The organism is Mesorhizobium sp. P2_E10, from assembly GCF_056404235.1.
The window spans coordinates 113,446-137,280 of sequence record NZ_JBFUEK010000008.1 but is presented as its reverse complement, the minus strand read 5'-3'; the positions used below and the strand labels follow the sequence as shown (position 1 = coordinate 137,280).

The following is a 23,835-nucleotide window of genomic DNA, read 5'->3' as shown; positions in this document are numbered from 1 at the left end:
ATCGCTAGCCGTTGAGGTGAGGCGGTCGCCCCACCTGTCCCTGCACTCGCTCGACAGGTGACGACGCAAGCGTTTGGCGCTGGATCTTACTGAGCATTTGACACCAGCCGCGGGCCGGTCTTGACATCGACGATCTCCGGCCTGGCTGTGTCGATTGCGCCGTCCCAGCCGCCGCCGAGCGCCTTGTTGAGCGCGATGTAGTCGGTGGCGATCGACACGCGGCTTTGCAAGAGATTGTCTTCGGCCGAATAGAGCGACCGCTGTGCGTCAAGCACGTCGAGGAGACTGGTCTCGCCGGACTTGTAGAGCGTGGCTTCGAGGCGCGCGGCGTCGCCGTAGGATTTCGCGGAAGAAGCAAGCCTGCCTTTCCTGATGCGCTCCTGCGACAGGGAAACGCTGGCGTTTTCCACGTCTTCCAGTGCCGTCAGCACCGATGCCCTGTAGGCGATGAAATACTGGTCGCGCTGGGCTTTCGCCACCTCGGCGGCAGCCTGCAGCTTGCCGGCATTGAACAGCGGCACGCTGAGCGTCGGCCCAAAAGACCAGCCGATGGTGGAATTCTTGCCGAGATCGCCAAGCTTGAAGGCCGAGGTGTCGATATTGCCGGTCAGGCTGACTGAGGGATAGCGCGCCGCCTCGGCCTGGCCGATCTTGGCGGTGTATTCGGCATATTGCCGCTCCGCCATGCGCACGTCCGGCCGCGCGAGCAGGATGTCGGCTGGAATGCCGGTGGGGATAGGCAGGCGCGGTGCCGGGATCGGCGCACCGCGCTTCAGCCGCTCGCCCAGGGCCGCCGGTGGGCGGCCGGTAAGCACCGAAAGCCGATGCACCGCTTCGGCATAGCTCGCCTCCAGCGTCGGGACATCGGCCTCGGTGCTGCTTGCCTGACCCATGGCCTTGGCGACATCGGCCGCAGTTGCCGAGCCCGCTTCGGCCATGGTGCGGGTCAGTGCGGCGGTCTGGCCTTGTGATGCGGCCGCGCGGCGGGCGAGTTGAGCCCGCGCCTGATAGCCGCGCGCCTGGATGTAGTTGGACGCGACATCGCCGATCAGGGTCAGCAGCGTCGAGCGCAATTCCTCCTCGGAAGCATCAAGCCCATAGCGGGCGGCCTCGACGCTCCTGCGGTTGGCGCCGAACAGGTCCAGTTCCCAGCTGGCGTCGAAACCGGACTGGAACTGGCTGTAGGCATCGCTCGCGGTCCCGCCCGATGTGGCCGCAGCCGTCTTGATGCGCGTCGCCGATCCGGAGCTGTCGGCGGACGGGAACAGGCTCGCAGCGATCTGGCGATAGCTGGCGCGCGCCTCACGGATCCTGGCCCTGGCGGTGGCGACGTCGAGATTGCCGGCAACAGCTTCTTCGACAAGCGCGTTCAATTCGGAGTCGCGCAGCCGCTGCCACCATTTCGACAGTTGCGCCGGCCTGGCGGGTGCGCCGCTCTTTTGGCTGCTCCATGCCGCCGGCATCGGCAGAAGCGGCTTTTGATAGTCCGGGCCGACGACGCAGCCGGCCAGTGCGGTCGCCGTCAGCACGACGACGCTCATTTGCCTCCAGGCCGGCTGTTTTGCCGGCGCCGAGCTTCGGCTCCGGCCCTTGCAGTCCTTACTCGTCATACTCTCATCCTCAACTCGGATTGGCTCCCGACCCGGCATTCGTCGATACGGCACCCCTCGGGGCATTCGTGAGACCGCCGTGGAGCGGTAACGAAGCCATGATTGGGCGTGCTGCCTTGATTGATCAGCTTGCAGTCTGGGCATCCGCCGCTTGCCGGTCGGTGTCGGATCGCTCCACCAGCAGTTTGCCGAGATGGTGGGCGAGGAAGCGCTGGATGTCGTCCATGAAGGTGTAGACCACAGGCACGTAGACGAGGCTGAGCACGGTCGAGGACAGCAGACCGCCGACCACGGCGATGGCCATCGGCGCGCGGGTCTCGGCATCGGCGCCGATGCCGAGCGCGATCGGCAGCATGCCGGCGCCCATGGCGATCGAGGTCATGACGATCGGGCGTGCGCGCTTGCGGGCGGCGTCGAGAAGCGCCTCGAAGCGCCTCAGGCCGCGCTCCTTTTCGGCCACCAGCGCATACTCGACGAGCAGGATCGAGTTCTTTGCCGCAATGCCCATCAGCATCAAAAGGCCGATCAGCGGCGTCACGCCCAGCGCCTTGCCGGTGATCAGCAGCAAGCCGAGCGCGCCGCCGACCGACAGCGGCAGTGCGACCAGAATGGTCACCGGCTGCACGAAGCTGCGGAACAGCAGAACCAGCGTCAGGTACATCAGCAGGATACCGGCGGCGATGGCCGTGGCAAAGCCGCTGAACAGCTCCTGCATGCGGGCGGCGTCGCCGCGCGCCAGCTCGTGCACGCCGGCCGGCAGCTTCTGCATTGCCGGCAAGGCGCGAATGGCCGTCGTCGCCTCGCCAAGGGTGAGGCCGGAAAGGTCAGCCTCGACGGTGGCGCTGCGGCTGCGGTCAACCCGCGTAATGCTGTTCGGACCGGCGTTGAAGCCGATGTCGGCAACGGCGCCAAGCGGCACCGTGCCCTTGCTGCCGGTCAGCGGCAGCACGGCGAGCTTCGCCGGATCGTCGATGGCGCCGTCCGGCAGCGTCACGACGATCGACACCTGGCGGTCGCCGAGGTTGAATTTCGCCAGGCTGGTGTCGGTATCGCCGATGGTGGCGATCTTGACCGTCGCGGCGATCTCGGTAGGCGTGATGCCGAGCTCGGCCGCCTTGGCGCTGTCGGGGCGCACGATCAGTTCCGGCTTGGTGGTGGCGGCGGTCGAGGTCGGGTTGATCAGTCCCGGGACCGATTTCATCTGGTCGATCAGCGCGTCGCTCGCCTTCTCGAGTGCTGTGCCATCGTCGCCAACCAGGGTGATCGACACTTTGGCACCGGAAAAGCCGTCGGCGCCGAACTGAATGCGAGCGCCCGCAATGTCGTTCAACCTGGGTGACGCCTCGGCCTCGAATTCCTGCTGGCTCACCGTGCGCTCGGTACGCGGCTTCAAATTGACGGTGACGGCGGCGGTGCGCACCTCGGCCGAGCTCGAGCTCTGGTTCGGCCCGCCGCCCGAGGCGGCGGCCGTGCCGATGGTGGCGAAGATGCTGTCGACGGCCGGGTCACCCCTGAGGCGCTTGGTGATGCTTTGCACCACAGCTGTCGTCTGCACGATCGTCGAGCCCGGCTGAAGTTCGACGGAGATCATCGAGCGGCCGCGATCGGTCGCTGCCATGAATTCGGTCGGCAATTTCGTCGCCAGCGCCATCGAGCCGGCGAAGAAGGCGATGCCGGCGAAGAGCGTGATCCAGCGGTGGTTCAGCGCCTTGCGCAGCAGCCAGAGATAGGACGGCACCCAGGCCGGCGTATCGCTCTCGCTGTGGCCTCCGGCGCGTACCAGATAGGCGCCCATCAACGGCGTCAGCATGCGCGCCACCAAAAGCGAAAACAGCACCGAGACACAGACGGCGACGGCGAACGAGAAGAAGAATTTTCCGGGAATGCCGGCCATGAAGGCGACCGGCAGGAACACGGCGACGATGGTCGCGGTGGTCGCCACGACGGCCAGCCCGATCTCGTCGGCGGCCTCGATCGCCGCCTCGTAGGCGCTGGCGCCGGTCTCACGCATATGGCGCACGATGTTTTCGATCTCGACGATGGCGTCGTCGACGAGGATGCCGACCACCAGCGACAGAGCGAGCAAGGTGATGTTGTTGAGCGAGATGTCGAATGCCGCCATCACCGCGAAGGTCGGGATCAGCGACAGCGGCATGGCGACCGCCGATACCAGCGTCGCCCTGATGTCGCGCAGGAACAGCCAGACGACGCCGACCGCAAGCAGGGCACCCATCCACAGCGCCTCGAGAGCCGCGTCGTAGCTCTCCTGCACGAAGCCGGACGAGGAGGTGACTTCGGTGAATTTCGCCGTCGTGGTCTTGGCCCCCACGTCGGCGATGACGGCGCGCGCGGCCTTGACGACGTCGATCTCGCTCGAGCCGACCGACCTGTAGACGTTGAAGGCGACGACTTCCTTCCCGTCGAGATAGGCCGCCTGGCGCGGCTTTTCCCAGCTGTCGACCACCGTGCCGAGATCGGAGAGCTTGACGTCACCGGCGCCGGACAGCGCGATGCGGGTGTCGGCCAGAGCCTCGACGCTCGCGGCACTGGCCAGCGTGCGCACGGACTGCTCCTGCCCGCCAATGGCAGTACGGCCGCCCGGCTGGTTGACGTTGTTGGAGGCGAGCGTCTGGCTGACGTCGCCGGCGCTGATGCCGAGCGCTGCCAGGCGGTCAGGATCGAGTTCGACACGGATCACCCTGTCGACACCGCCGGAACGGGTGATCTTGGAGACGCCATCGACGCCAAGCAGGGCCTTGGCGACGTCGTTGTCGATGTACCAGCTCAACGCATCGGGCGACATGGTCGGTGCCTCGACCACATAGGTCAGCACCGAATTGCCAGTGGCGTTGATCTTGGCCACCACCGGCGTCTGGGCCGCGGCCGGCAGGCTGGACTGCACCTCGGATACGGCGTTGCGAACATCGTTGGTGGCGGTCTCGGGATCGGTGCCGAGGGTGAACTCGACGGTGGTGACGGAAGAGCCCTCGCTAATCGACGTCGAGACGTCGTCGACGCCTTCAAGCGTCGCCACGGCGTTCTCGACCACCCGCGCGACCTGCACCTCCATCTCGCTTGGCGCGGCACCCGGCTGCGCAACCGTCACGGTGACCGTCGGCAGGTCGATGTCGGGCATGTTGTTGGTGCGCAGCTGCATGAAGCCGTAAAGGCCGGCGATCGTCAGCGACAGGAATAGTACGATGGTCGGAACCGGGTTGCGGATCGACCAGGAGGAAATGGCGTTCATTGGGCTGCCTCCGACGCAGGCGCGGCAGCGCCGGCATCCGCCTCGCTGGTGGCGACACGCACCAAATTGCCGTCGCTGAGGAAGCCGGCGCCGGCGATGACGACATGATCGCCTTCCGACAGGCCGCTTTCGACGGCGACCCGGCCGCCCTGGCGTGCGCCGGTTGAGACGGCCCGCGCGTTGGCTTTGCCTGCAGCGTCGACGACGAAGACCGCCGGCTTGCCGTCATGCCAGACGAGGGCTGCTTCGGCGACGCTCAGCTGTTGCGATGCGGCGGTGGCTATCGAGACGCGGGCGAACATGCCTGACTTCAGGCCGGAGCCTTCGCCCAGCGAGACATAGACGGTGGCAAGCCGCGTGGTCGAGTTGACCGTCTCGGCGATCGAGGAAACACTGCCGGAGAAGGTGCGACCGGAAGCGTCGACGACGCTCGCCGGCTGGCCGATCGAGATCGATGCCAGGTCTTTTTCCGGGACGAGCACGCCGACCTCCAGCCTGCCGTCGCGGATGATCTTCATCAGCTCGGTGCCGGCCTGGACGATCGAGCCGGCGACGGCGGGCTTGCTGGAGACGGTGCCGTCGAAGGAGGCGCGGATCGTGGTTCGGTCGAGTTCGGCCTGCAGTCGGTCTGCCGCGGCCTTCGCTTGCTCGACCTGAGCCTGGCCGGTCTTGACGGCCGTCGCCTTTTCTTCCGCCGTCTCGGCGCTCACTGCGTTGCTGGCGAGCAGCTTGTCGGCACGGGCGGCGGAGGAGATCGCCGAGTCCAGCGTTGCCTGGGCCTGCGTGACCGCGGCCTTCTGCTCGGCGAGCTGGGCCTTCAGCAGCGATGCGTCGAGCCGAGCGACGACATCGCCCGCCCGCACATGGTCGCCTTCGGCAACCAGAATGTCGGTCAGGCGCAGCCCGCTTTCTTCCGCGCCGATGGTTGCTTCCTGCCAGGCGGCGACCGTGCCGGTGGCGCTGACGGAAGATGTGACGGCTTCGGAATGGACTGTCTCGACGGAAACGGTCAGCGTGGCGGCCTGAACGGGCGCAGCCGTCGGCGCGGTTGGTTCGGCCGTGCCGCGGCCATAGGCCTTGAGCATGGCGACGACGCCGGCCGCGACCAGCACTGCTACCAGGAGGAGATGGCTCTTACGCAATTTTTTGGTCATGATTTCTGGTGCTCAAGCGTGCGGAAATCGGAAGCGACAAACGGTAGGCGGAAAAGCTCAGCCGGATCGCGCCCTGCAGCGTATCCGCCGGCAGGGCCAGCGGCGTGGCGCGGGTGGCATGGCCGGCAGGAAAGGACGGCGGCCCCATCGACGCGATCAGCCGCAGCATCATCAAGGCTTCCCACATTGTCGTGCTTCCGTTGTTCGATGGCGGCGAGGCGAACCGGCCTGCCGTTTTCCAGGAGAAAAGAGTCCGGCCGGCCCGAGAACGGGTGGGTCAGCGGGCCGGCCGGCGCAGTCGGTCAGAGTTGCTCACCATTCGGGGGTGGCGGGAGCTGTCTGTCATAGCCAGGCAGACCTCCGGGACCGGCTGCGTCGTCCGGCGGGCTGCCCCATGGACCGGGGGGTGGTCCGTGCGGCCGTTCCGCCGAAGCGAGGATTTCGAGTTGCTCCGGCGTCAGCTTGGCGCGCAGTGCGGCAATCGCCTCCTTCAGTCTGCCGGCAGCGACCGCTCGCTGCGTAACGTCGTCAGCCAGTTGCTCCTGAAAGGCGAAGGGATCGCGATCGCCATTGCCGGGGTTTTCGGCATTGGGGCTGCGCCCTCCGGTGCCACCTGGACCATGATCGGACTTCGGCGGCGCCAGCATCGCCTGCAGCGCGCTGGTGTAGTCGCGCCAGGCGTCGAGCTGCTCGGACCGCACGCCGACCTTGGTCTCAAGCGCCGAAAGCCGGGCAGCGAGCATGAATTCCGGCGGCGGTCCCATGCGTTGTGCGCCAAAATGCTGCGGGCCAAAACCTTCCGGTCCGAAACGTTGCGGTCCGTGACGCATCGGCCGGTGCGGCCAGGGCATAGGATCCTGGTTGCCGCCGTCGTCCTGCGCCACCACCGGGGGCTCGTCGCCTGAGGCCACGCCAGGGTTGGGCTGCGCGGCAAGCGCTGGGTGAATGACTGCCATAGAGAAGAGGCCGAGGGCAAAAAGTCTGCTGCGCATGACGTAAATCCTTTCCTGCATGCTTCGGATGGCTGGAGGATAGGAGGCGTTTTTTGCCGCTTTGCTTCGGCGCGTTGCCGAAGGTTTCCACAAAGAGGAGATTTGTTTCCGAATGTTTCTGTTGGCCCGCCGGAAACATTCGGTTGCAATTTTCCATGCCGCTTGTCGTCGGCTCTCCCTATAATTGGCAGCGAACAGGCAGACGGTAGAATGCAGGCACAATCCCATATCCTTGTCGTCGATGACGACCGTGAGATCAGGACGCTTCTTGGGCGCTATCTCGACGGCCAGGGTTTTCGCGTCTCGATGGCGGCGGACCGGCGCGAATGCGAGCAGAAGCTTGGCTCGGGCCAGTTCGACCTGATCGTGCTCGATGTGATGCTGCCCGACGGGTCGGGGCTCGATATCTGCCGCGCCTTGCGTGACCGCAAGCCGCATATTCCGGTGATCCTGCTGACGGCGCTGAAGGAGGATGTCGACCGCATCATCGGGCTGGAGCTTGGCGCCGACGACTATCTCGGCAAGCCGTTCAATCCGCGCGAGCTCACCGCCCGCATTCGCGCGGTGCTGCGCCGCTCGACGCCGGAGGCGGCGGCCCCGCCTCGTGTGCGCGTCTACCACTTCGCCGGCTATCGGCTGGAGCCCGACACCCGCAAGGTGACGGATGCCGAGGGTGAGCTCGTCGATCTCACCGGCGCCGAATTCGATTTGCTGCAGGTCTTCCTTGACCGTCCCGGCCGGCTCTTGTCGCGCGACCAACTGCTTGATCTGACGCAAGGCCGTGAGCGTGATCCACTTGACCGCTCCGTCGATGTGCTGATGAGCCGGCTGCGCCGCAAGTTCGGCGATCTGGGCGAAGGGCCTCTGTTCAAGACGGTGCGCAATGGCGGCTACCAGCTCACTGCGCGCGTCGAGACGGCGGAGGCCGAGGCATGAATTCGCTGCGTCGGCGCCTGATCATCCTGCTGCTTGTCTCGATCGTCGGCGTCGTCGGCCTCGCGACCATCGCCGCGATCAAATTGCTCGGCGGACCATCCCCCGAACTGACCATGGGGCCGGTTGCGCGACAGATCCAGCTCATGGTGCAACTCGTCCCGGGCCATGTGGCAGGCGCGGCCGACGCCCCGATCAATCTCAGCGATCATCCTGCAGACGGTGTCGAGGACCAGCGGCACAGCCATGTGCTCAACCATATCATGCACGAGATGGGCCTTGATCTTTCAGCCGTCGTCAGCCGCGCTGCCGACAAGCCCGGCATGGTTGCGTCCGTCGCACTGCCCGACAAGCGCTGGATGATTGTCGACGTCCCCGATTTCGGCCCGCCGAGAGACGTCTGGTTCGTGCTCGCGGGTTGGATCACGCTGATCGTGCTCGGCGCCACCGCCGTGTCGGTCTATTTCGCCGCGGTGCTCATCAGGCCGCTCGAAATGATCGAAGCCGCGGTCAGCAAGATCGGGTCGGACGGCGTCCTGGCGGCGCTGCCGGAAGATGGGTCGGCGGAAGTCAAGGCGACGGCGCGTGCCCTGAACCAGCTTTCTGCCAGGCTGAAGACGGCCATGGAAAGCCGTATGCGGCTGGTCGCCGCCGCCGGGCACGATCTCCGGACGCCGATGACGCGCATGCGGCTGCGCGCCGAATTCCTCGACGAGGATCGCGAAAAATGGCTTCACGATCTCGACGAACTCGACCGCATCGCCGACAGCGCCATCCGGCTGGTGCGCGAGGAGGTCGACCAGGATGCAGTCGAACCGATAGCCCTGGAAGGGCTGGTGCGCGATCTCGAAATCGAAATGACGTCACTCGGGCATGCGATATCGATCGGCCATCTGGACGAGGTCTCGGTGCGGGCCGGCGCGCTTGGCCTGCGCCGCGCCTTGCGCAACCTGATCGTCAACGCCGCCACGCACGGCAAGGGTTGCAGTCTGTCGCTGTCGGCCACGAACGGTCAGGCCGTCCTTACCATTGACGACCGTGGTCCCGGCATTCCGCCGGAACTGCTGAACAAGGCGTTCGAGCCGTTCTTTCGCGTCGATCCGGGCCGCCGGCAGTCGGTTCCCGGCGCCGGCCTCGGGCTTGCCATCGCCAGAGAAATCATCGAGCGCTATGGCGGAACCATCACATTGCAAAACCGCCCCGGCGGCGGGCTTTCGCAGAAGGTGGTTTTCGACGCCGCGTCGTGACTGATCGCCAAGCACCGGTGTCGCCAGCCGGCGGGCCTTTCGGCAATGCTGTGCCAGCCCGGTCCGAATCGGCTATGCCTGCCGCATGCAGGAGACATCTCTTTACATCCCGGTGAAGCGGTTTCTCGAGAGCCTCGAATTCACCGTCAAAGGCGAAGTCGGCGGCTGCGATATTGTCGGATTGCGCGACGGCGAACCGCCAGTGCTGGTCATCTGCGAACTCAAACTGCAGTTCAACCTCGAACTGGTTCTGCAGGGCGTCGATCGCGCGGCGGCCTGCGACGAGGTCTGGCTGGCGGCGCGCATGTCGGGCAAGGGCCGTGAGCATGATCGCCGTTTTCGCGCGCTGTGCCGGCGGCTCGGCTTCGGGCTGCTGGCCGTCAGCGACACCGGCCATGTCGAATTGTTGCTCAGCCCGGCCGCTCTGCCGCCACGGCGCGACCCCAAGCGTCGCTCGCGGCTGATGAACGAGCACCAGCGCCGGCGCGGCGATCCGGTGGTCGGCGGCGGTTCGCGAGCACCGATCATGACCGCCTACCGCCAGGATGCGCTGGCCTGCGCCGCCGCGATGGCGGACGGCCCGAAGCGCCCGCGCGACCTGAAAACCATTTCGCCTCGCGCCGCCAGCATCCTGCTCGACAATGTCTATGGATGGTTCGCCAGGGCCGAGCGCGGGGTCTATGCGCTCACCGAAGGCGGCCGCGCCGCCTTGCTGCGCTGGCCGCAGGCGGTAAATGACCAGGGATGATGCCAGGGATGATGATTGACTGGCTGTGGCTTTGAGCTTCGACGGCAACAAGCAAGTTTTTGCCTGGATGTGAGCTCCATCACATATCCCGGGCAGCGGATGCGAAATAGTGGTCTTTCTGCGATGATCGACTTGGGAGCCGGATTCATCCATCTGGACTGGCTGAACCTGGGGTTCTCGGCTCATTGCAACTGGCGTTTAGTTGACCGCCACGCGCTCCGGACTTAATGGTACACCCTGATCGTGATGTCGGTTTCCAAAACTGGAGGCGACTATGCGGGTAAGCATTTCGATCTTCGCTCTGGCAACTGTACTGGTGTCTTCGAATTCGTTTGCGGGCCAGGTCCAATCGTCAGAGGATATCATCAAGTTTTTCGCCAATGCATCCGATCTGGGTCCATTGCGTGGAATATGTTTGGGCACTGAAGATGAGTGCAAGAGCAAGGCCGATACGTCGATGCCAACCGGACTCGACATGTCGATCAATTTCAACCTCAATTCTTCTGAACTAATGCCGGAGGCGCAAGCCAAACTCAGCGAATTTGCCAAGGCGTTGAAAGACAATCGCCTGAAGGCACAAACCTTCGTCGTTGAGGGCCACACCGACGCCTCGGGCTCGCCGACCTACAATCAAGCACTTTCGGAGCGGCGGGCGCAATCGGTGACGGCATTCCTCTTGTCGAGTGGAATTGAACCCTCACGAGTCAGAGCGATTGGCCTCGGCGCTACCCATCCACGGGTCCCCGATCCCTATGACCCGGTCAACCGACGGGTCGAGATGCGGATAAACCCGCAATAGTTTTGCAACCGACAGGGCTGCATCTTATCGAAAGCCCCCGTCGCGCTACGTCATGTCGGCCGTTGGATATCGCCAGCGATTGTGGGCTGGTGCTAAAACACACCGCCAATCCCAACTCCGCCACTGATGTCGGGAGGAGGAGCTGCGGGGCGCGAAGATTGCAATTTCGGGGGGGCAGTTCTCCGGCTCGTCGCGTCTTTGCGCGCCGGAGCCGCATCTACCGAAACCCTCGCCGGCTTGGTCCTCTGCACGACGACGGGATCCTTGCAGACTCGGCCGGAGTGCAAAAACAGGTCGCTCAGGAGTTCGACGCTCGGTTCGGTCGTCGACGCTGTTCGCCTCGTATTCCTGTAGTAGTTGGTGAGAGCGCGGATGGAGCCCTTGCCCCAACTTCCGTCGACCGTCGTCCGATAGCAGCCCAGGCGGCGCAATTCCGTCTGTATGCTGCGTGCGAGATCAGTCGCTTTTTCGGGATCCGTTTCGCCGGTCGACGTACCGACGATCAGTGCTTCAAGGCCGGAGACGACGCTCTGCCGGGCCCCCTCAAGGCTGGCCACCTGCGTGCCGCTCGGCTTGGCTGAGACGCCCGCTGGCGGCGACATCTCGACCGATCGCAATGTCTGCCCGACGATAAGCACCGCTGTCTGCAGGTCGTTGGAAGCAAGCTCGACCTGCAGCTTTTCCTTGGCGACGGGATCCGACAGAATGCGTGACAGGCTGGCGCTCAGCTGAGCCGGATCGAGCTCTTGCTGCTCCGTGAAATAAAACTGCTCGCGAAGGTTCGACTGATCCCATGGGACCTGATGACCAAGAGTGAGTGCTTCGGTCTCGTTGCGGACGCGGATCATCATGTCGGAAATGCTGAGCCCAGGGATCTCGACGTTCTTCAGCAGAGCCGTGGTGAAGGGGCTGTTGGCCCCCGATCCGTCGACCGTGGTGTTGCCGGGCTGGGTCGCAAAGGCAATAAACGTATTTTCGCCCACCTCGACCTGCGCGAGGCCATCCATAACGCTGGCGCCTTTGCCCATAGGGTTGTTTCGGCAGGCGTCAAGAAAAACGAAGGTCTGCCGTTCTCGGCTGGCAAACCTTGAGATCACATCGTTGAGCCTGACTGCGCGCGCAGTCAATTCCCCCAGGTTCTTGGCATCGGGTGTATCGATCGGCAGCAGGTAGTTCTCACCTTGAAGCTGCACGCCGTGGCCGGCATAGAAGATGAGCACCGCACTGGCGGCGGCAAGCTTGCCGTCGGCTTCCTGAAAAAGCCTGGCAAACCCGTCAGACGAAAGATCGGTTCCGATCAGTACATCGAACTTCAGCCTTTTCAGGCTTTCGGAAAGTCTTCTGGCGTCGTTTACAGCATTGGTCAGACGTTGAAGATGAGCGCTCTGGTACTCGGAATTACCGATGATGATGGCGAGCCGCTTGCCTGGCTGCGGCGACTGTTCTCCCTCGACCGCCGCTTGAACGCAGATCGGTCCGAAAAACGAAACCAGCAGAACTGCCGCGATGCGCAGGTAGTGACTATAGGTCATGTCACGAGCCCGTTTCAGCGTGCGACAATCTTCGAGTCGCCGAAGTGTCCGCCGACTGACGCCATCCCTCTCGGGCGCCGGAACCCGCGCCTCCGAAGACAAGGAATTTTACACCAGAAGACATGTCAAAGCCAGAAACCATCTCGAGAGGGGGACGGACGCGACCTGCCTTGGATCTGGCCGTGCCCATTTTCTCGGGGCGCGCGCCATCGAACTCAGCCGGACGGTGGTTCCACGGCCATTTCGGCACGCCGCAACCCAGCGATGCAGACGAAACCATATCCTCACTGGACATAAGATGTTATGCTCCTTGCCAACTATGGAGCAACTGTTGCTCTCACATCTACCGCAGTCAGTGAGATGCTTCATAGTTCATCTGCACTCCGCATGCCTTGATGTTCAAGTCTGATATCGCAGTAGGCAGGGAACGGGACAATGAATGCAAAGAGTTGGCCTTTGCGACTGTGCACCAGCGTGTTCTCGATCGGCGCTGCATTGGTCTTCGTGCCTTCGAAGGCCAATGCTTGCGTCTCCGAGGGCCTAGATACCAGCTGTTATCTTGGCGGGGTGGCCAACGGCGCGATCGTCGACACGTCTCTGGATGCGCTTCACAATATCGTTGACGAGATCGTCGAGGGAGATGTCAGCCCGGCAAAAGCGGCTCCGCCGGCTCAGTCTTCACCATTCGGCGTTTTCGCTTCGGGCCAGCTTGCCCACACCGAGCATGACGGCTTCACCGTTTCGAGCGATTTTGGCGCCTTTGTTGGGCGGAGCTTCGACGTCGACGAATTCTCCGCTGCCGTCAGCGTTGACTTCAATGCGGCAAAGCATTTCGGTTTCGACCATGAGCACGGATTGAACCTGGGCCTGTTCGGCGGTTATGCTTCGGCTGACGTCAGTGTAGATGTTTCCGGTGTCGGTGACGCGACCAACAAAAGCGGCATGTTCGGCGGCTATGGGCTCTATCGTCACGGCACGAGCTATGCGCTCGTCGCCGCCTCGGCCTTCCTGGGCAACACGGACGTCAGTCGCAATGACGGCAGCTACGACACGCAAGGCTATGCCGTAACAGGTTCGATCGGCCGCATCTTCAACTTGACCGATCGGGTGCGCTTCGACCTGCGTGGTGGATTGCTGGGCGTTACCTTTACCGGTGACGCATACACGAGCGACTTCGGCACTGAGTACGGAAAGAGCCGACTGTCGTTTGGCGCGGTCAAGTTCGAGCCTGGAATTTACGCCGATTTTCAGCTCGGAAACGGCATGGTCATCAGCCCCTATGCGCGAGCGGATCTGCAGCAGCGCTTCGGCTATTCCAACACCGCAAGCGTTGACGGTGTGGAGAGTGAGTTCGACGACGCGGACTTCTCCGTGGCGCTATCCTCCGGCTTCAATCTGAAAATGACACAATCGACCACGCTCAGCAGTGAAATCCGCGGCAAGTGGTCAGAAGACAGTTCAACCATCAGTGGCAAACTGGGCCTCAAGATCGCCTTCTGACTTGACCACCGCGTCAGCGCTTCCAGAAATCGCGGTGCGGGGCGAGGAGCTCGTCCTCGATCTCGGGGACGGGGCCAACGACCTCGATCTGTTTCTGGCCGGAGCCGAGCACGGTGCGCGAGGAGAGGCTCATCGTCGGATTCTCCGCGTGATCCCCGGTGAGTTCCAGGAGCTTCGCCTCCTCGAAACCATAGACCAAGCGGCCGATATTCGCCCAGTAGAGCGTCCCGGTGCACATGGCACAGGGCTCGCCGGTCGAGACCAACGTGCAGGTCCACAGGAAATCCGCCGGGTAGGCCGCCGCGGCGCGGCGGGCGAGCTCGGTCTCGGCATGGCGCACCGTGTCGAGATTGCCTTGGCGCATGAGGATACGGTCGTCGGGTCCGACCAGAACGGCGCCGAAGGGATGATGCCCATGCATCGCCGCCTCGCGCGCGACGGCGTCGGCGGATCGGAGATGGGCGAGCATCTGATCGCGGGTCATGGGAAAATCCTACTCCAGCGATTGAACTGCTCGCATCCGAAATCTTCCCTCATGAGGGAAATCAGGCCGGCTGAAATTTCCCGATAGCGTCTTTGCGCATCCTCAACACCAGCAGGCGCGTAGCTGCGAACGGTGCCATGACGAGAAACGCCATCGTGATGCTGGCGAAGAGCGACAACAGACAGATGTCATTTTGGACGTAGCAAACAGATTCCATGACGTACCCCTTTCCACCATTATCCTGGTGGCCTCCTCACGCCGTGGGGCAGAGCATGATCCTGCTCTTTTCCAAAAGCAAGCGATTGCTAATATAGTCTGCCGCCGGCTTGGACTCATCGAGGGGATAGGAAGGAAACGGGTTTCGGCGACCGCAATTCCTGGGCCATTTTTGCTGCCTGGAAGATCGTCATCAAAACCAGGATCGGCTCACCCTCGGTCGGGTTGATCGTCAGCACCACACGGCCGATCTCGTCGCTCATTCCGCAAGTCCAGTCTTTGACTGCGATCACTTTTTTCCCGGCCATATGCCCCCTTCTCCCCAGGGACAGAGTGCTTCCATTCAACGATTGAGTCCATACGGCAGACGCCGCTGAACCGGCGGTGATCATGATCCGGGCCAGCAAGCGGCAGTCCAGGACCAAGGGTGATTGGCTGCTTTGGCTCATCCGCAGAACCGCTTGCGCACCTAAGCTGCTTGCGTCAGGCTGCCTGGATGAAACAAATGTCCTCACCCTTGGCTCTCGCCCTTTTCGTCTCCGCGTGCGTGCTGGCGCAGGCGACACCCTCGTTGGCCAAGGACAAGACGATCACAGGCAAAATTCGCGACTTCGAATGTGGCGACAACTGCTATCTGACTATCGTCGACAGCAAGAAGGCCGAGCAGGTCGGCCTGTGTGTCGCGCCGCAATGCAGGACCTGGAACGAGCAGGTGGCGATGCCGCGCCGCTACAAGGGAAAGCGGGTCACTGTCACCGTCGGGAAAGCACAGCAATTCGACGACAGCGGCAATGTCATGGGGGAAATGATGTCTTTCAAGAAAATCGAATTTCTTGATTGAGCGCAGTCTATCGCCGAGCGCGACAACGTCGGCGATGTGGCCGTGCGACGGATTCAGTGATTTTTCTGGTACGCCCAAGGGGAATCGAACCCCTGTTACCGCCGTGAAAGGGCGGTGTCCTAACCGCTAGACGATGGGCGCGCTCAGACGAAGCGGCTTATAATTGCGTTGTTGGCAACCGGCAACCCATCAGCCCCAACATCCGGCAACTTTTTTCAGAAAGGGGCAAGAACCGCACTTCAGTGAGCCGGGCACGGGCTTCTGGCCTCTCGTAGTCGCACATCTCTGGAGATCAGCTGAACGCCCCCTCGCATTCGTCATTCTGGGGCGGAGCAAGGAGCGAAGCGACGCGGCGCAGACCCCGGAATCCATGCCGTGACTTCGAGGCGTTGCAACGGTGCAGAATTCTGTTCCGTTGCGCTCTCCGGCTGAGGTTCCGGCATGGATCCTTGGGTCTGCGCTCCGCTTCGCGTCGCTACGCCCAAGGATGACGAAGTCGGGGAGGCCTCGGCTTATGTCGAGGAAACTAGCCGTCGCTACTAGCTGCGCCGGCGGCAGCGCCAGTTCCAGTCGCGCTCGGGGCCGACATCGACGTGGACGGATTCGGTGTGGCAGTAGGTGCCGACGCCGCCGCGGCCGGGCATGGTGCGCAGATAACTCGCCAGTTCCCACTTCGAGACGCCGGGAACCTGGATGTCGGCTGCGGCGCAATACATGTGCAGCGAATTCTTGGCACCATTGGCGCGGCGGTTGCGGGCCGGATCGCGATAGCCTGATGTCACGATCATCTTGCGGCCGTAATGGCCTTCGATGGTCTTCAGCACGCGCACCAGCGATGGCTTCAGGCAGGCGACGTCGACGCTCTCGTTCTGCTTCAGGAGGCCGTTGGGTGCCAGCCGCGCGAGGCCGGCGGCGGATGCCACCTGATAGGCGCCGCCCGAGCCTTCATCCTCGTTCAGGTCGACGTCACTCTCGTCGTCGAGGCCGGATTTGCGCTTGATTTCGAACAAGGCCGTCTGGCGCACGCCGGGCAAGGCATCGCTACCGGTGATGTGGCCGGTCTCGTCACCGATCGACGCCAGTTGCACCGGCTTGTCGGCCGAACTGGCGGAGGCCAGCGTGATGATCGGCTTTGCCGGCGCCGCGTTGGCTTGAGCAACCACAGCGGGCTGCTCGCCGGAGCGCGTGTTGACCAGCGGCGAGGGCGCCGCCGAGGCAGGCGTGGTGCTGAACAGCGAGGCGAGGAAGCCTTTCTTCGGCGCATTGATCTGCGCCTGTGGCGGCTCGCCAGCGGTCACATAGACAGGGTTGTTCATCGCCGGGGCGGCGTTGGCCTCCGACTTTGGCGCAATGGCGCTGGCATTGGCGGCAGCGATCTTCTGCGCCACCGCGTCGGTCTCTTCAGCGGTCTGCGCCGGCTGCACCAGCGACTGCGGCGTTTGGCCGGCGATGGTGTCGGCACCGGCAGGCACGTTGATGGGGAAGGCCGCTCCCGGCTTGGTCACCGGCACATAGGCGACCTTTTCAGGCAAAGGAGTGTCTCCCTCGCTCATCACGGTCGATGCCGCCTCCGACGAGGCTGACGTCACCTGCACGGACGAATCAGTTGCTATTGCCGGCGCCGCGGTGGAGGCCGCTTTCATATCAGCCGAGGTGGCGTTGTAGCCGGGCATGCCAACAGACATTGTGGGATCGCCGGCAGAGGTGCAGGAGGCCAGGAGCACGGAGAAAAGCGCTGCCGCAATGCTGCGGCTTTCCCTTCGTGCGAGACGCCAACCTGCTGATTTCAAAACTAAATTCCCCCTCGGTGTCCGGCCGGTAGGTTGTTGGCCCGGCGTCTAGACGCCTCGTCCCAATAACCCATGTTCCCAAACCGGAAACGAGACCTGTGTCAAATCTGCATGCCTTCAACTTATTCGGTGGCTAGAGGCGAATTGAGGCCGCTTGATGGTTGACGCCACCATTTCGCCCTCTTTTACCGGCCCGTCAACTCACCAGACGTTACAGTCCGTTACACACGCACCTTGACGTAGGTTCCCGGCGCATCGCCCAAGGTTTTCATATGCTTGCCGGGTTTGCGGGCAGGCACGCGTGTGTCGTCCTGGGTCTCGATCCAGTGCTGCCAGTGCGTCCACCAGGAGCCGGGATGCTCCACCGCGTTGGCAAACCACTGGGCAAAATCGCCCACCGGTTTGCCGCCGGTCCAGTACTGGTATTTCTTGGCTGCCGGCGGGTTGACGACGCCGGCAATATGGCCCGAACCGGCCATCACATATTCGACGTCGCCGCCGAAATATTGCGAACCGAGAAACACTGAAAGCGCCGGCGCGATGTGATCTTCCTTTGATGCCAGATTGTAGACCGGGATGGTGACGTCGGCGAGCGAGACAACACGGCCTGCCAGTTCCATCACGCCGCGCGTCAGATTGTTCTCGAGATAGCAGTTGCGCAGGTAGAAGGAATGGTTGGCCGCCGCCATGCGGGTGGAATCGGCGTTCCAGTAGAGCAGGTCGAAGGGCAGGGGATCCTTGCCGCGCATGTAGTTGTTGATGACATAGGGCCAGATCAGGTCGCCCGAGCGCAGCATGTTGAAGGCGGTCGCCATCTTCGTGCCGTCGAGATAACCCTTTTCGTTCATCGATTTCTCGACAGCCGCCACCTGGTCCTCGTCGACGAACACTTTCAGGTCGCCGGCATGGGTGAAGTCGACCTGCGTGGTGAAGAAGGTCGCCGACTTGATGCGGTTGTCGCCTTCCTGCGCCAGCAGGGCCAATGCTGCCGCGAGCAGCGTGCCGCCGACACAATAGCCGATGGCGTTGACATCCTTCTCGCCGGTGGCCTTTTCGACCATATCGAGGCCGTATTGCAGGCCCTCGCGAATGTAGGCCTCCCAGCCTTTGGCGCCGTGGCGCTCGTCGGGATTGATCCAGGAAATGACGAAGACGGTGTGGCCCTGCTCGATTGCCCAGCGAATGAAGGATTTCTGCGGGTTGAGATCGAGGATGTAGTATTTGTTGATCCAGGGCGGGCAGATCAGCAGCGGACGCTTGAGCACGGTTTCGGTCGAGGGATCGTACTGGATGATCTCGGCGACATCGCTGCGGCCGACCACCTTGCCGGGTGACGTCGCGACGTTCTTGCCGATCTCGAAGGGCGAGTAGTCGGCCTGCCGCAGCTTCAGGTCACCCTTGCCGGCGGCGATGTCCTCGGCCAGCATCTTCATGCCGCGCACCAGGTTTTCGCCGTTCGAGGCGACCGTTTCGCGAAACAACTCCGGATTGGTCAGGATGAAGTTCGACGGCGAGATGGCGTTGGACACCTGCTTGACGTAGAAGCTGGCCTTGTGGCGGGTGTGCTCGTCGAGGCCTTCTGCGTGCTCGACCAGTTCGGCTGCCCAGCGCGAGGTGACGAGATAGGCCTGCTTGAGGAAATCGAAGAAAGCGTTGCGGCCCCATTCCGGGTCCTGGAAGCGCTTGTCGCCGCGTTCGGGCTTGACCGCATCGTCAGGGCCTTCGGTGCCCGGATTGATGCGCTGGATGGCGTTTCCCCAGACGGTCATGTAGCCGCCGAACAGCCGCGTTTGTGCTTCCAGCGCGCGCTGCGGATCGGCAAGCCAGTATTCGCTGAGCTTGGAGAAGGTTTTGACCATGTCGACGACGGGTTCGGCGACGTGGTCGCGCACCTCACCCTTTTCGCGCGGCTCGGCCCAGGCGGAGGCTGCCTTGCCGGCCTGTTCGATCATGCGCGCCATGTTCAGGGCGAAGCGTTCCGGGTCCTTCACCAGATATTGCTCGACGGTCGAGGGTCCGCCATCTTCCGCTTTGCCCGAATCGGGTGTTTTGGACATGGTTCGCGGGGTTCCTCCCGGGGCGTTTTCTTGACATATTAACATGGGACATCTGACCGGGTCCAACACGCTCTACCCCGGCTGCCAGGAAAACAATATGACGATTAATATTGGCGAGACTGTTTTTTCGGGGACCGGTCGTTTTTGCCGCATCGCTGCCGCGGTGATCATGGTGACCACAGGCGGGGCCTTGCTGGCCGCCGGTGGCTGCGCCAGCAGCGACACAGGCAGCGCGACAACGGTCGCCGGCGTTGACGGCCCGAAGGACACCGGCTCCTATCCCAATTTGAACATCCCGCCGCAGGTGGCGGCGCAGCAACTCACCCCTGAAGAGCGCAACGCCAAGCTCGCCCAACTGAAGGCCAGCCAGCAGGCGCAACTGGGCAAGGGCGGCAAGGTCCAGGGCACGAGCCCAGCGGCTCTGAACACGCTGGCGAAGAATCACGGCGACGAAACGCTGAAGCAGATCGAAGCCAAATGCGACCCCGCCCTCGACCCTACCTGCAAATAGGGTTATATCGCGCGCCGAAACCACCTTTTGCCCCGTTAATCGTCTGGAACTGACATGGAAGAATTTCACAAGGTCCGCCGGCTTCCGCCCTACGTCTTCGAGCAGGTCAACCGGCTGAAGGCCAGCGCCCGTTCGCGCGGCGCCGACATCATCGATCTTGGCATGGGCAATCCGGACCTGCCGACGCCGAAGGCCATCGTCGACAAATTGTGCGAGGTCGTGCGCGATCCGCGCACCCACCGCTATTCGTCGTCGCGCGGCATTCCGGGCCTGCGCCGCGCCCAGGCCAATTACTATGCCCGCCGCTTCGGCGTGAAGCTGAACCCCGACACGCAAGTGGTGGCGACGCTGGGCTCGAAGGAAGGCTTTGCCAACATGGCGCAGGCGATCACCGCGCCCGGCGACGTGATCCTGTGCCCCAACCCGACCTATCCGATCCACGCCTTCGGCTTCATCATGTCGGGCGGCGTCATCCGCTCGCTGCAGGTCGAACCGGATGACGGTTTCATTCCGGCGCTGGAACGCGGCATTCGCCATTCGATCCCCAAGCCTTTGGCGCTGATCCTCAACTATCCGTCGAACCCGACGGCGCTGGTCGCCTCGCTCGATTTCTACAAGGACGTGGTTGCCTTCGCCAAGAAGAACGACATCATCATCCTGTCGGACCTTGCCTATTCGGAGATCTATTTCGACGGCAATCCGCCGCCCTCGGTGCTGCAGGTGCCGGGCGCCATCGACGTCTGCGTCGAGTTCACCTCGATGTCGAAGACTTTTTCCATGCCCGGCTGGCGCATGGGCTTTGCCGTTGGCAATGAGCGGCTGATCTCGGCACTGACGCGGGTCAAATCCTATCTTGACTACGGCGCCTTCACGCCGATCCAGGTGGCGGCCGCGCACGCGCTCAATGGCGATGGCGCCGATATCGCCGAGGTGCGCGACATCTATCACAAGCGCCGCGACGTGATGGTCGATGCCTTTGGCCGCGCCGGCTGGACCATTCCGGCACCGGCGGCGTCAATGTTTGCCTGGGCGCCGATCCCGGAGCCGTTCAAGCATCTCGGTTCGCTGGAGTTCTCCAAGCTTCTGATCGAGCACGCCGACGTGGCGGTGGCGCCGGGCGTGGGCTTCGGCGAGCATGGCGACGACCATGTGCGCATCGCGCTGGTCGAGAACGAGCACCGGATCCGGCAGGCGGCGCGCAACATCAAGCGCTTCCTGGCGTCCAGCGCCAAGCAGCCCAACAATGTTGTGCCGCTCGCCGCGCATCGTTGAGTTGGCTGATATCACATCGACAGAATTTTTGAGGGGCGTCGCCGGACATGGCTGAAGCGTTGCGTGTTGGAATTGCCGGTCTCGGCACCGTTGGCGCCTCGGTGGCGCGCGTGCTGCGCGACAAGGCGGCGGAGTTGACGCGCCAGTGCGGACGCGACGTCATTGTAACCGCAGTGTCGGCCCGCGACCCCAAGCGCGACCGCGGCATCGATCTCAGCATGGCCAAGTGGTTCGACGATCCGGTCAAGATGGCGCAGACCGCCGATATCGACGTCTTTGTCGAACTGATCGGTGGCGACGAGGGGCCGGCGCGGTCGGCGGTCAAGGCAGCGCTTGAAGCCGGCCGCCATGTCGTCACCGCCAACAAGGCGCTGCTGGCCAAGCATGGCGTGGCACTTGCCGAGATCGCCGAGAAGAAGGGCGTGCTGCTCAACTACGAAGCGGCGGTTGCCGGCGGCATTCCGGTCATCAAGACGATGCGCGAGGCGATGGCCGGCAATTCGGTGACCCGCGTCTTCGGCATTCTCAACGGCACCTGCAACTACATCCTGACCCGCATGGAGGCCGAAGGCATCTCGTTCGACGCCTGCCTGAAGGACGCGCAGCGGCTGGGTTATGCGGAAGCCGATCCGACCTTCGACATCGAGGGCCACGACACCGCGCACAAGCTGTCGATCCTGACCAGCCTGGCCTTCGGCACCAGGATCGCCGCCAATGACATCTACATGGAAGGCATCTCCAACATCAGCCAGGCCGACATCCGTGCCGCCGCCGATCTCGGCTACCGGATCAAGTTGTTGGGCGTCGCCCAGCGCACCGAAAGCGGCATCGAACAGCGTGTGCACCCGACCATGGTGCCGACGGCTTCAGTGATCGCGCAGGTGCATGGCGTCACCAATGCGGTGGCCATCGAAACCGACATTTTGGGCGAGCTGCTGCTCTCGGGTCCCGGCGCCGGCGGCAATGCCACCGCGTCGGCGGTGGTCGGCGACATCGCCGATATCGCCAAGAGCCGGCCGGGCTTCCAGCACGGTCCGGTCTTCGGCCTGCCTGCAAAGGAACTGAAGCCCTACAAGAAAGCGCAGATGCGCAGCCATGCCGGCGGCTATTTCATCCGGCTGACCGTGCATGACCGCATCGGCGTTTTTGCCGCGATCGCCAAGCGCATGGCCGACAATGACATTTCGCTGGAATCGATCGTGCAGCATGCGGTCAGCGGCGAGACGGATGCGCAAAAGACGGTGATCCTGGTTACCCACGAGACCACTGAGGCTGCGGTGCGCAAGGCTGTCGACGGCATCACCAAGGATGGTCATCTGACCGACAAGCCGCAGGTCATCCGCATCGAGCGGGCTGGGTAAAACCAGTCATCTCTCCCTTTTAATCGATTGATATTGCAGCGCTTTCAAAAAACGCCTTGCGCAAGTCTTGCTGTTGTCATGGAGCTTTGACACAAGAAGCGCGCCTCTGGCGGGAGGCGGTGTGCCAACCAGGATCTTCCCCCGATGAATGTGGCCCAGAACATTGTCGCCGGTCTTGACCGGATCCTCACCATGGAACTGGTGCGGGTCACCGAGCGGGCCGCGGTCGCGGCCGCCAGATTGCGTGGACGGGGCGACGAGAAGGCCGCCGACCAGGCCGCCGTCGATGCCATGCGCCAGGAGCTCAACCGCCTCGCCATCAAGGGCACGGTGGTGATCGGCGAGGGCGAGCGCGACGAAGCGCCGATGCTCTATATCGGCGAAGAGGTCGGCAGCGGCATCGGTCCGTCGGTCGATATCGCGCTCGATCCGCTCGAAGGCACGACGATCTGCGCCAAGAACCTGCCCAATGCGCTGGCCGTCATCGCCATTGCCGAGAAGGGCAGCCTGCTGTTTGCGCCCGACGTCTATATGGAAAAGATCGCCATCGGTCCGGGCTATGCCGATGGCGTCATCGACATCGACGCCTCGCCGACTGAGAACATCGCCAACCTGGCCAAGGCCAAGGGCGTTGCGGTCTCTGAGATCACCGCCTGCATCCTCGACCGGCCGCGCCACGGCAGGCTGATCGAAGCGGTGCGGGCGACGGGTGCAGCGATCCGGCTGATCGGCGACGGCGATGTCGCCGGCGTCATCCACACCACCGATCCCGAGGAGACCGGCATCGATATCTATCTCGGCACTGGCGGCGCACCGGAAGGCGTGCTGGCGGCAGCAGCCTTGCGCTGCACCGGCGGCCAGATGCAGGGCCGCCTGATCCTCGACACGCCGGAGAAGCTGGCGCGCGCGGCAAAGATGGGCATCACCGATCCGAAGCGGGTCTACCGGGCCCAAGACATGGCGCGCGGCGACGTGCTGTTTGCGGCGACCGGGGTCACCGACGGCAATCTGCTCAACGGCGTCAGGTTCGGCCGCGATACCATCACCACCCACACCATCGTGCTGCGCTCGTCATCGCGCACCGTGCGCGAGATCAAGGCGCGCCACCAGGATCTGGATAAGTTCTAGCCGCTCCCAGCAAGCTGTTGGTTCTTGCGCAGCAACAGTGCAGTTGCTAGCCCTGTGCATCCGGCCGCAAGGACATGAAGATGAAATCGTTCGACTGGCACGCGGCTGCGATTTCGCGCACGACCGCCATCACAAAATCCTATCGCAACACCCAGAACGTGCGGCGCTTTTTCATCAAGGAGTGCGGCGATGCGTTCAAATTCGATCGACCTTTCATGGCCCGGCTCAAGAACAGCGCGGAAAAGACGATGGGCGAAGCAGCCGACGAATGGTTGCGGCGCGAAGCTGAAAAGCGGAAAGCGTAGTTTTTCTTGAAATCTTCTGAGAAGGCGCATCACCGCGAACCGCTTGGCTTTGCCTGGGTCAGGACATTGCTTGTGCATGTCGTTGTCCCCAAAACCGCTGCACGCTTT

At 63.3% G+C, this 23,835-nt stretch carries 22 protein-coding genes and 1 tRNA gene; 10 read left to right on the top strand and 13 right to left on the bottom strand.

The window, feature by feature from the left end; translation table 11 throughout:
- Window positions 1–86: 86 nt before the first annotated feature.
- From AC1D0N_RS21590 to AC1D0N_RS21570, 5 genes are all read right to left on the bottom strand, one after another.
- Window positions 87–1,541, bottom strand: a complete 1,455-nt coding sequence (locus tag AC1D0N_RS21590) for an efflux transporter outer membrane subunit (protein ID WP_477247448.1) — start codon at window positions 1,539–1,541, stop codon at window positions 87–89.
- A 193-nt stretch (window positions 1,542–1,734) separates the two neighbouring features.
- The gene (locus tag AC1D0N_RS21585) at window positions 1,735–4,857 is read right to left on the bottom strand and encodes an efflux RND transporter permease subunit (protein ID WP_477247446.1); all 3,123 of its coding nucleotides are present in this window, start codon (window positions 4,855–4,857) and stop codon (window positions 1,735–1,737) included.
- Window positions 4,854–6,011 (bottom strand): efflux RND transporter periplasmic adaptor subunit, encoded by a 1,158-nt coding sequence (locus AC1D0N_RS21580; protein WP_477247444.1) that lies wholly within the window; start codon window positions 6,009–6,011, stop codon window positions 4,854–4,856. The genes AC1D0N_RS21585 and AC1D0N_RS21580 overlap by 4 nt, the downstream gene beginning before the upstream one ends.
- On the bottom strand, window positions 5,992–6,183 hold the full coding sequence (locus AC1D0N_RS21575; protein ID WP_477247442.1) for a hypothetical protein: 192 nt from the start codon (window positions 6,181–6,183) through the stop codon (window positions 5,992–5,994). Before AC1D0N_RS21575 ends, AC1D0N_RS21580 begins: the two co-directional genes overlap by 20 nt.
- A gap of 130 nt (window positions 6,184–6,313) precedes the next feature.
- Window positions 6,314–7,003, bottom strand: coding sequence for a hypothetical protein (locus AC1D0N_RS21570; RefSeq protein ID WP_477247440.1), 690 nt, complete (start codon window positions 7,001–7,003; stop codon window positions 6,314–6,316).
- Window positions 7,004–7,213: 210 nt separating this feature from the next.
- Here AC1D0N_RS21570 and AC1D0N_RS21565 point away from each other — a divergent pair, with 210 nt between their 5' ends.
- The 4 genes from AC1D0N_RS21565 to AC1D0N_RS21550 all read left to right on the top strand — a co-directional run bounded on the left by AC1D0N_RS21565 (window position 7,214) and on the right by AC1D0N_RS21550 (window position 10,730).
- Entirely contained in the window at window positions 7,214–7,939 is a 726-nt protein-coding gene (locus AC1D0N_RS21565) for a response regulator (RefSeq protein ID WP_477247438.1), read from the top strand.
- Window positions 7,936–9,183 carry an ATP-binding protein gene (locus tag AC1D0N_RS21560; RefSeq protein ID WP_477247436.1) on the top strand — a complete coding sequence of 416 codons (1,248 nt, stop codon included), beginning with the start codon at window positions 7,936–7,938 and terminating at the stop codon, window positions 9,181–9,183. Before AC1D0N_RS21565 ends, AC1D0N_RS21560 begins: the two co-directional genes overlap by 4 nt.
- A gap of 85 nt (window positions 9,184–9,268) precedes the next feature.
- Complete coding sequence (locus tag AC1D0N_RS21555) at window positions 9,269–9,931, top strand: DUF2161 domain-containing phosphodiesterase (RefSeq protein ID WP_477247434.1); 663 nt, start codon at window positions 9,269–9,271, stop codon at window positions 9,929–9,931.
- Window positions 9,932–10,205: 274 nt separating this feature from the next.
- Entirely contained in the window at window positions 10,206–10,730 is a 525-nt protein-coding gene (locus tag AC1D0N_RS21550; protein WP_477247433.1) for an OmpA family protein, read from the top strand.
- A gap of 92 nt (window positions 10,731–10,822) precedes the next feature.
- Here the strand turns inward: AC1D0N_RS21550 and AC1D0N_RS21545 are convergent, their stop codons facing one another.
- The gene (locus AC1D0N_RS21545; protein WP_477247431.1) at window positions 10,823–12,262 is read right to left on the bottom strand and encodes a caspase family protein; all 1,440 of its coding nucleotides are present in this window, start codon (window positions 12,260–12,262) and stop codon (window positions 10,823–10,825) included.
- 435 nt (window positions 12,263–12,697) lie between these two features.
- Here AC1D0N_RS21545 and AC1D0N_RS21540 point away from each other — a divergent pair, with 435 nt between their 5' ends.
- Window positions 12,698–13,762 carry an autotransporter outer membrane beta-barrel domain-containing protein gene (locus AC1D0N_RS21540; RefSeq protein WP_477247430.1) on the top strand — a complete coding sequence of 355 codons (1,065 nt, stop codon included), beginning with the start codon at window positions 12,698–12,700 and terminating at the stop codon, window positions 13,760–13,762.
- A gap of 13 nt (window positions 13,763–13,775) precedes the next feature.
- Here the strand turns inward: AC1D0N_RS21540 and AC1D0N_RS21535 are convergent, their stop codons facing one another.
- The 3 genes from AC1D0N_RS21535 to AC1D0N_RS21525 form a co-directional block, all read right to left on the bottom strand.
- Window positions 13,776–14,246, bottom strand: coding sequence for a nucleoside deaminase (locus tag AC1D0N_RS21535; RefSeq protein ID WP_477247428.1), 471 nt, complete (start codon window positions 14,244–14,246; stop codon window positions 13,776–13,778).
- Window positions 14,247–14,307: 61 nt separating this feature from the next.
- Window positions 14,308–14,463, bottom strand: coding sequence for a hypothetical protein (locus tag AC1D0N_RS21530; protein WP_477247426.1), 156 nt, complete (start codon window positions 14,461–14,463; stop codon window positions 14,308–14,310).
- A gap of 115 nt (window positions 14,464–14,578) precedes the next feature.
- Window positions 14,579–14,869 carry a hypothetical protein gene (locus AC1D0N_RS21525; RefSeq protein WP_477247424.1) on the bottom strand — a complete coding sequence of 97 codons (291 nt, stop codon included), beginning with the start codon at window positions 14,867–14,869 and terminating at the stop codon, window positions 14,579–14,581.
- 89 nt (window positions 14,870–14,958) lie between these two features.
- Between AC1D0N_RS21525 and AC1D0N_RS21520 the strand changes: the two genes are divergently transcribed.
- Entirely contained in the window at window positions 14,959–15,303 is a 345-nt protein-coding gene (locus tag AC1D0N_RS21520) for a hypothetical protein (protein WP_477247422.1), read from the top strand.
- A gap of 66 nt (window positions 15,304–15,369) precedes the next feature.
- Here AC1D0N_RS21520 and AC1D0N_RS21515 read toward each other — a convergent pair.
- The 3 genes from AC1D0N_RS21515 to phaC all read right to left on the bottom strand — a co-directional run bounded on the left by AC1D0N_RS21515 (window position 15,370) and on the right by phaC (window position 19,150).
- Window positions 15,370–15,444: transfer RNA gene (locus tag AC1D0N_RS21515), tRNA-Glu, on the bottom strand.
- Between the two features lie 398 nt (window positions 15,445–15,842).
- The gene (locus AC1D0N_RS21510; RefSeq protein ID WP_477247420.1) at window positions 15,843–16,988 is read right to left on the bottom strand and encodes a YcbK family protein; all 1,146 of its coding nucleotides are present in this window, start codon (window positions 16,986–16,988) and stop codon (window positions 15,843–15,845) included.
- Window positions 16,989–17,314: 326 nt separating this feature from the next.
- On the bottom strand, window positions 17,315–19,150 hold the full coding sequence (phaC, locus tag AC1D0N_RS21505; protein WP_477247418.1) for a class I poly(R)-hydroxyalkanoic acid synthase: 1,836 nt from the start codon (window positions 19,148–19,150) through the stop codon (window positions 17,315–17,317).
- Between the two features lie 43 nt (window positions 19,151–19,193).
- On the opposite strand from phaC, the gene AC1D0N_RS21500 reads away from it, so the two are divergent.
- From AC1D0N_RS21500 to glpX, 4 genes are all read left to right on the top strand, one after another.
- The gene (locus tag AC1D0N_RS21500; protein WP_477247416.1) at window positions 19,194–19,661 is read left to right on the top strand and encodes a hypothetical protein; all 468 of its coding nucleotides are present in this window, start codon (window positions 19,194–19,196) and stop codon (window positions 19,659–19,661) included.
- 54 nt (window positions 19,662–19,715) lie between these two features.
- Window positions 19,716–20,933 (top strand): LL-diaminopimelate aminotransferase, encoded by a 1,218-nt coding sequence (locus AC1D0N_RS21495; RefSeq protein WP_477247414.1) that lies wholly within the window; start codon window positions 19,716–19,718, stop codon window positions 20,931–20,933.
- 47 nt (window positions 20,934–20,980) lie between these two features.
- Complete coding sequence (locus tag AC1D0N_RS21490) at window positions 20,981–22,294, top strand: homoserine dehydrogenase (protein WP_477247412.1); 1,314 nt, start codon at window positions 20,981–20,983, stop codon at window positions 22,292–22,294.
- A 144-nt stretch (window positions 22,295–22,438) separates the two neighbouring features.
- Window positions 22,439–23,422: a class II fructose-bisphosphatase gene (gene glpX / locus AC1D0N_RS21485; RefSeq protein ID WP_477247410.1), complete on the top strand. Its 984-nt coding sequence runs from the start codon at window positions 22,439–22,441 to the stop codon at window positions 23,420–23,422.
- Here the strand turns inward: glpX and AC1D0N_RS21480 are convergent.
- The gene (locus AC1D0N_RS21480) at window positions 23,419–23,805 is read right to left on the bottom strand and encodes a hypothetical protein (protein WP_477247408.1); all 387 of its coding nucleotides are present in this window, start codon (window positions 23,803–23,805) and stop codon (window positions 23,419–23,421) included. The genes glpX and AC1D0N_RS21480 overlap by 4 nt on opposite strands.
- Window positions 23,806–23,835: the final 30 nt, after the last annotated feature.